The sequence below is a fragment of the Actinoplanes sp. NPDC048791 genome, assembly GCF_040650095.1.
GTDB lineage: Bacteria > Actinomycetota > Actinomycetes > Mycobacteriales > Micromonosporaceae > Actinoplanes.
This window is the reverse complement of record NZ_JBEZGQ010000364.1, coordinates 1-7494: the sequence shown is the minus strand read 5'-3', so window position 1 is coordinate 7494 and position 7494 is coordinate 1. Positions and strand designations below refer to the sequence as shown.

The 7494-nt window shown below is 68.1% G+C and carries 8 protein-coding genes; 4 read left to right on the top strand and 4 right to left on the bottom strand.

Translation table 11 applies throughout. The features are described 5' to 3' along the window. Window positions 1-467 (top strand): hypothetical protein (locus tag AB0C29_RS24470; RefSeq protein WP_360824227.1); only part of this gene is annotated, 467 nt, incomplete at its 5' end. A gap of 6 nt (window positions 468-473) precedes the next feature. Here the strand turns inward: AB0C29_RS24470 and AB0C29_RS24465 are convergent. The 3 genes from AB0C29_RS24465 to AB0C29_RS24455 all read right to left on the bottom strand — a co-directional run bounded on the left by AB0C29_RS24465 (window position 474) and on the right by AB0C29_RS24455 (window position 3058). Continuing rightward, window positions 474-1526: a type III PLP-dependent enzyme gene (locus tag AB0C29_RS24465; protein WP_360824230.1), complete on the bottom strand. Its 1053-nt coding sequence runs from the start codon at window positions 1524-1526 to the stop codon at window positions 474-476. Window positions 1527-1918: 392 nt separating this feature from the next. Then, entirely contained in the window at window positions 1919-2134 is a 216-nt protein-coding gene (locus AB0C29_RS24460; RefSeq protein WP_360543243.1) for a DUF397 domain-containing protein, read from the bottom strand. 75 nt (window positions 2135-2209) lie between these two features. After that, a complete protein-coding gene (locus AB0C29_RS24455) occupies window positions 2210-3058 on the bottom strand; it encodes a helix-turn-helix transcriptional regulator (RefSeq protein ID WP_360824224.1) in 849 nt (282 codons plus the stop codon). A gap of 218 nt (window positions 3059-3276) precedes the next feature. Between AB0C29_RS24455 and AB0C29_RS24450 the strand changes: the two genes are divergently transcribed. Together AB0C29_RS24450 and AB0C29_RS24445 are read left to right on the top strand one after the other, a co-directional pair. After that, a complete protein-coding gene (locus AB0C29_RS24450; protein ID WP_360824221.1) occupies window positions 3277-3915 on the top strand; it encodes a GPP34 family phosphoprotein in 639 nt (212 codons plus the stop codon). A 62-nt stretch (window positions 3916-3977) separates the two neighbouring features. Further along, complete coding sequence (locus AB0C29_RS24445; RefSeq protein ID WP_360824218.1) at window positions 3978-5510, top strand: APC family permease; 1533 nt, start codon at window positions 3978-3980, stop codon at window positions 5508-5510. Between the two features lie 241 nt (window positions 5511-5751). Here the strand turns inward: AB0C29_RS24445 and AB0C29_RS24440 are convergent, their stop codons facing one another. Next, window positions 5752-6312, bottom strand: a complete 561-nt coding sequence (locus tag AB0C29_RS24440) for a GNAT family N-acetyltransferase (protein WP_360543235.1) — start codon at window positions 6310-6312, stop codon at window positions 5752-5754. 331 nt (window positions 6313-6643) lie between these two features. Here AB0C29_RS24440 and AB0C29_RS24435 point away from each other — a divergent pair. Then, on the top strand, window positions 6644-7494 hold an 851-nt coding region (locus AB0C29_RS24435; protein ID WP_360824215.1), incomplete at its 3' end, for an L-lactate permease.

Sequence of the window (7494 nt, the reverse complement as noted above, 5' to 3'; positions counted from 1 at the left end):
CCCTGGCCGGCCGCGCGAGCTCCGGCCCGCCGGGCGCCGAGGGCGTTCTGCCGTCCCCGGGCGCCGAGGGCGTTCTGCCGTCCCCGGGCGTCGGCGAGTCGCCCCTGTCGGCCCGCGAGGCCGAGGGCATGCCGCTGCCTCCGCCGACCGTCGAGCCAACCGGTGTGCCGGTCGGGAAGCCGGTTCCCGGGCAGGTGAAGGGCCGCCCCGTCGACGACGGCTGCCCGGTGGCCGCGCCGCTCCTGCTGGACGCCCTGCGCGCCAGCGACCGCTATGAGCACCTCGCCACCACCGGCGGGCTGGACGACGTCGACTGCTACGACAGCTACGCCCTGGCCCGCACCCGGCCCGACGGTGCCGACGTGGTCTTCCGCTACTCGCAGCTCACCGAGACCTGGCACGCGGTCGCCGGCGCCTGCGCCGAGGTGCCCGCGGACATCCGCGCCCACCTGAGCCGCTGCGGCTGAACGAGCTCAGGTCAGCACCACGTGCGGCTTGGCGAAGCCGTTGAAACGGGACGCGTACACAGTCGTGTAGGCGCCGGCGGAACCGATGAACAGCTCGTCACCCTCCCGCAGGTCCGCCGACAGGGGTACGTCCCGGGCGTACGTGTCCTGGCCGTCGCAGGTCGGGCCGGTGATGTGCCAGTTTCGCCGGGCCGCCGAGCGGCGCGCGTCCCAGATCGGGTAGCGCAGTTCCCCGCCGGACTCGAGCACCTCCATCATTCCGTTGAAGACGCCCAGGTCGGTGTGCACCCACCAGCCCGACGGCCGGCGGGCGACCCCGATGACCCGGCAGCGGAAGGTCCCGGCCTCGGCGACCAGGCACCGGCCCGGTTCGGCGAAGACCTCCACCGGGTACGGCAGCTGCGCGATGCCGGCCGCGGCGGCCCGGCCGAACGCCGCGAGTGCGGGCACCGGCTCGTCGTAGACAGCCGGGAACCCGCCGCCGATGTCGACCATCTGCAGCCGGATGCCGTGGCTGACGAGTCTGGCCAGGACGGTGTGCACGTCCTCCAGTGGCCCGGTGAGCGCGGCCGGGGTCAGCGACTGCGACCCGATGTGGAACGTGATCCCGTACGGCACCAGCCCGAGCGTGCGCGCGCGGACCAGCAGCTCGATCGCGCCGGGCACGTCCACCCCGAACTTGCCCTCGCTGGGCACCAGGCTGGCCCGGTCGCCGGTGGACAGCCGGGCGTAGACGCAGCTCCCCGGGGCTTCCTCGGCCACCCGCTCCAGCTCGTCGAGCGAGTCCACAGAGAACCGGTAGACGCCGGCGCGGGCGGCCCCGCGGGTCTGTTCGCGGGCCCGTACCGGATTGCTGAAGAGCAGATCCTGGCCGCGGACGCCGAGCGACCGCAGAATGCCCACCTCGTCGACCGAGGCGACCTCGAAACGGGCGCCCGCGGTGTGCAGCACGCGCAGCACCCCGGGGTCGGTATTGCATTTGGTCGCGAAGAATGGACGGACGTTCGGGAATGCGTTCTTGAATTCTTCGACGGCAGCGGCTATACGCGCGGATTTCATCTCGAGGACAGGCACGCTGGAAACGGAGGGAGGGCCTTGCAGTCCGGCTGGCGGATCGGCTACCGCGGGGCCTGCAGGAAAAGTGCGCAACGGGGAACCCCTTCACGCTGGGTGACAGCTCCGCTGCTGAGCGTACACCTCGGGGGTGCTCCGGGTGAATACCGCGCTCGCCGCCGGATCCGTCCACAGCGGAGTCTGCGCAGGTCAGAGCTCGTTACACAGATTCGGGGCGCCCCGTCGGGGGCGCCCCGATCCGGCGTTACCTCAAGGTCCCGATCGTGCGCAACGATTCGGCCGGCGCAGACGTTTCACTATCTTGAAACGGATCTTGCCGTTCGGGAAGTTGACGTTGATTGACTACTTCCCATCGTCACGCACCTATCGGTAACCTCTCATCTGTTGTTATCGAACTCGCCGTCCTTTGCCGAGTGAACAAACTCGGTCCAGTCCGACGGGTTGAAGATGAGAGCTGGACCCGTAGGGTTCTTGCTGTCGCGTACGGCGACAACTGTGTCGAGGAATGCGACCTCGACACAGTTGTTGCCACCGTTTCCGTTGCTGCGACTGGATTTCTTCCACACAGCAGCGTCGAGATGGTGCGCAGGCATGCCAAGCACCTCCCTTCAATATGCGGTTGTAGTTCTCCCCTGCACGGGTTCGTGCAGGCATTCGGTCGTACCGGCCTATCCGCGAAGCAGGCCCTCGATCATCTTGATGGACAAGCGGGGATCGAGGGCTTTGGCGCTCAGTCGCTCGAACTCGTCACGGTAGCGGGCGACCTCTGAATGTTGCTCTTCGTAGTAGTCGCCCGCAAGACCCTCTAGGTAAACTACATCCAAATGAGTGGTCTCCCGGAACGCCAAAAGTGCTGCTGAGCCGCCCAGGAAGGGATGTTCGCCGGCATCGAACGGGAGAATCTTCAACGTCACCGTCGGTAATTGCGCGGTTTCTATCAGGTGCTTCAACTGCTCGTCCATGACATCCGGGCCGCCGATGACCCGTCGCACCACGGATTCGTCGACCAGGGCGAGGAGTTCCAGTGGATTCGTAGCCCGCAGCCGGCCCTGCCGCTTGAGCCGCAGCGCGACCCGCCGGTCCACCAGGTGCGCCGGGTCCTGCGCGCGGCCTGTCCGCATCAGCGCGCGCATGTAGGCCTCCGTCTGCAGTAGACCCGGCAGAACGATGGGTTCCCAGGCCAGCAGGGTCGAGGCCTCCGCCTCCAGGCCGACGAAGTTGCCCGGCCGCATGATGTCGCGGTAGTCCGTCCACCACGTGCGCTCGCGCGACATGCGGGCCAGCGCCATCAGCGCCTCGCGGTAGTTCTCGTCCTGCACGCCGTAGAGGGTCAGCAGGTCCTTGACGTCGCGGGCGGTCACCGCCACGCGCGCGGTCTCGATCCTGGTCACCTTGGCCGCGTGCCACTCGAAATGGCGGCCGACGGTCTCCTGGGTCAGGCCGGCTTCCTCGCGGCAGCGCTTCAATTCCGCGCCCAATCGGCGCCGTCGCAGTGTCGGGCCCTCGTCAGTGGACACTGCCGCCCCCTCGGTCCTCGGGAATGGGATTACTTTGACATCCACGCCTGGCGCCGGACCCATCCTCCGGCAAAAACATCACGACGTGATTCCGAGTCTAGTACTTCTTGTGTTGACCTTAGCGCCGGGTACATGATGCACCGGACAGGGAGTTAGTGCGGTCTATACAGGCAGTTGTCCCTGACGAATCACAGGTCGATGTTCTAGGGAGTGGCGGCGTGCTGGCTGACCAGTTCTATTTGATCGCTCACGAGGACCGGACCGGCCGTTCGCGGCTGCATCCACGGGCCACCGGCATCGGATTGGCCGCGGCGCTGCTGGGCGAACTCATCCTCGACAACAAACTCCGGATCTTCGCGGGCGATCTGGAGATCGTGAGCAACCAACCTCCGCGCGACGGGCTCGACCACGCCGTCCTCGACCTCCTCATCGCCCAGCCGCAGCACCGCGACGTGCGGACGTGGCTCGCCTACCTGTCGCAGGACGCGGCGGTACGGGTCGGGGAGCGCCTCGAACGCTCCGGCGCGGTGGAGTCGGTGACCCGGCGGCGGATGCTGAGCACCCAGACCTTCTACATGCCCAACAACGAGCTGCAGCGCAACGCCGCGGCCTGGGCTCCCATGCGGCTGGCCAACATCCTGGTCCGCGGCCTGGACATGTCCATCACCGACCGGGTGCTGGCCGGCCTCATCGCCGCCACCGGTCTGACCCGTCACGTGCTCTGGGACTTCGAGGCGCACCGGTCCGCGTTCTCCGTCCTGCCGAACACAGTGGCTTCCCTTCCCGAGGACCTGCGCCAGCTCATCGAGCACACCGAGGCCAGCGTCGGGTCGGTTCTCGCCGTCGGCCGTCGGTGAGCTCTCGCGGGCGGCACCACCGCCGCCAGGACAACTTCGATCAATGGGCCGGGAGGCTGTTGATGGCGCGTAAGGACCCCGCCGAGCCGGACATCATCTCCAGCGCACTGGCGCGCAACCGGCTCGGCGTCCCGTCGGTGGTCTTCTTCGGGGTGGCCGGGGCGGCCCCGCTGACCGTCATCATCGGCGCGATCTCGGCCATCTACGCGATCATCGGCAACACCGCGGTGCCGGTGGTCTACCTGGTCACCGCCGGCATCCTGTCCATCTTCACGGTGGGCTTCGTGGCGATGAGCCGGCACATCGTGAACTCCGGCGCCTTCTACGCGTACATCAGCCATGGGCTGGGGCGGCTGGCCGGGGTCGGGGCGGCCTTCGTGGCGCTGCCGGCATACTCGCTCATGCAGATCGGATTGTTCGGGCTGTTCGGCTCGGCGGCTTCCGACATCCTGGCGGCGTTCGGGCTCAAGGTCGGCTGGTTCGCCTGCGCGCTGGCCGCCTGGGTGGTCGTGTCGGTGCTGGGCCTGCTCTGGGTCGACCTCAGCGGCAAGGTACTGGCCGTTCTGCTGATCGCCGAGATCAGCATCGTGCTGATCTACGACCTGGTGATGATCGCCAACCCGGCGGGCGGCAGCGTCAGCTTCGCCACGCTGAACCCGGCTCCGTTGTTCACCGCGGACGTCGGGCCGATGCTGGTGCTCGCCATCGCCGGCTTCGTCGGCTTCGAGGCCACCGTCGTGCTCTCCGAGGAGGCCAAGGACCCGAAGAAGACGATCGCCCGGGCCACCCACCTGGCCGTCATCCTCGCCGGCCTGCTCTGCGGGCTGTCGGCGTGGGCGATGTCGGTGACCACCGGGCCCAGCGGGGTGGTGGCGGCGGCCCAGGCCAACCGTACGGACATGGTCTTCGAGCTCGTCGCGCCGCACGTGCCGGAAATCCTGGTCAACATCGGCTACGTCCTGTTCATGACCAGCGTCTTCGCCGCGCTGCTCGCGTTCCACGCCGCCGTGGCCCGCTACCAGTTCGCCCTCGGGCGTGAGGGTGTGCTGCCCGCGGCGTGGGGACGGACGCACCCGCGTACCGGTGCGCCGTTGCTCGGCTCGATCACCCAGAGCGTGCTGGCGGTCGGGGTGCTCTCGGCCTACGCCCTCGCCGGTCTGGAACCACTGTTCTATGTGTTCGCCTGGCTGACCACGATCGGCGGCCTCGGGGTGCTCTTCCTGATGTGGAGCGCGTCGTTCGCGGTGCTCGCGTTCTTCGTGCGCAACCGGGGCAAGGAGAACGTCTGGCGGTCGCAGGTCGCCCCGATGATCGCCTTCCTGCTGCTCAGCGCCGTCCTCGGGATCACCGTCATCGGGTTCGGCGAGCTCCTGCAGGTCTCCGGCGACTCGCCGTTCCAGTGGCTGGTCCCGGTGCTCTACTGCGGGGTCGCGGCGATCGGCGTCGGCTGGGCGCTGGTCATGCGGGCCGCGCGGCCCGAGGCGTACGCGGCCATCGGCCGGGGCGTGGACGGCCGCACCATCGCGTTACCGGAAGGGCCACCGTCGACCAAAGGGTCACATGAACCGGTGGGGGCCCGCGGATACCACTACTGAACCCAGGCACCCGAAAGGAGACCAGGCGACGGAAGGAGATCGCTCAGATGACCGACGACGGCCGGGAGCCACGGACCGGTGACTTCGTGGCGCCCGGCCGGCCGGTGGTAGCGGGCCGGCGGACGCTCCCTGCGGCGCACCTCGAAGTCGACAGCTCCGGGGTATCGGCAGCGCCGCGGCGGAGCGTCAGCCAGCCCAGCCCGTGCGAAGGAGATGCCTATGGCGTGATGTCGGGGGACCCTCAGGCCGCCGCGGCTTCCGCGCTGAAATCGTAGAGCCAGTAGGACTGCTGGTCGATCCGCTGGAAGCGCATGTTGTCGGTGAGCCGCTCCACCATGGACCGGAAGATGTGCGAGAAGTTCAGCACCTCGTCGTTGTAGGAGCAGATGTCGATGCCGACGAGCCCGTTCTGGGTGGCCGCGGTGACGTACAACTGCTCGACGAGCTGCCGGAACATGTGCCGGCCCTGGGACTTGGGGTGAACCGCGACGAACCCGATGTACCAGATGCGCTTGCCCGCATAGTGCTCGGGCCAATGACGCTCGAAGTACTGCGGCGCGATCAACGGCACCGCCTCGAGGTCTCTGGTGTACGTCGCCAGACCGCACAGGGTCCCGTCATCGGTCAGGCAGAGGTACTTCTGGACCCGCGTGTCGTTCATGACCTCGTCGAATTCGTGGCGGTACATCAGGTGCCGCTGCACCGCCATCGCGTTCAGCTCATTGAAGGCGGCGTAGTACAACTGCCAGGCCGCTTCGGCGAGCTCGTCGTCGTTGATCTGATCGACAATTTTGATGACCATGCTGTGCTCCCCGCAATGCTGCCGGTCGGGTGACCATCGACACCTCACACCACTGAAGTTGATCGATGGCTATTTGACCAACAGAGTACGGAGGGTGACGCGGAAGCAACAGGCGGTGAGCATAGATTTCGGCCCTCCCGTGCCCGGATCGGCGATTTTGGCACGTCAAGGTCATGTACTCGGTGCACGTTGCACAAAGGACACGCCCCAGGCGACCGGCCGGGCCGTCGATGCCCCGCGCGCGGGCGACGGCGGCCCGCTCGCCGTTGTCCACCATGTCACGGGCGCGCCAGAAGCGTTAGATTGTGCTGCCAACCATTGACGAGCCTGGATGGCTGCCATGTCGGACCAGTTCACGATCGTGACCGACCCCGCCGGCAATTCCCTGGCGCTCTCGGCCCTGTTCGCAGCCTTGCCGCTGCTCACCTTGTTCATTCTGCTCGGCGCCCTGCGGATGCGGGCCTGGCTCGCGGGGATCATCGCGCTCGCGGTCGCTCTCGTGGTCGCCGTCGCGGTCTATGCGATGCCGGTCGGGCAGGCGCTGCTGTCCGCGTCCGAGGGAGCCGCCTTCGGCTTCTTCCCGATCCTGTGGATCGTGCTGAACGCGATCTGGGTCTACAACCTCACCGTGGCCAGCGGACACTTCGACGTGCTGCGCCGCTCGATGGCCCGGCTCAGCCCGGACATGCGGATCCAGGCGGTCATCGTCGCCTTCTGCTTCGGTGCCCTGCTGGAGGCGCTGGCCGGATTCGGTACGCCGGTGGCGGTCACCGTGGTCATGCTGATGGCCCTGGGCTTCCCGCCGCTGCGCGCGGCCTCGGTGGCTCTCATCGCGAACACGGCACCGGTGGCCTTCGGCGCGCTGGCCACGCCGATCGTCACCCTGGGCACGGTCACCTCGGGCGCCGCGGACGATCCCCGGCTCAACGCCGACACCCTGGGGGCCATGGTCGGCCGGCAGACCCCGCTGCTGGCTGTGGTCGTACCCCTGGTCCTGGTCGCGGTGATCGACGGCCGCCGTGGGGTCCGGCAGACCTGGCCGGCGGCCGTGGTCGCCGGGGTGGTCTTCGCCGCCGGGCAGTTCGTGGCCTCGAACTACATCTCGGTACCGCTGACCGACATCATCGCGTCGCTGCTGGCCGCGGCCGCGGTGGTGCTGCTGCTGCGGTTCTGGCGCCCGGC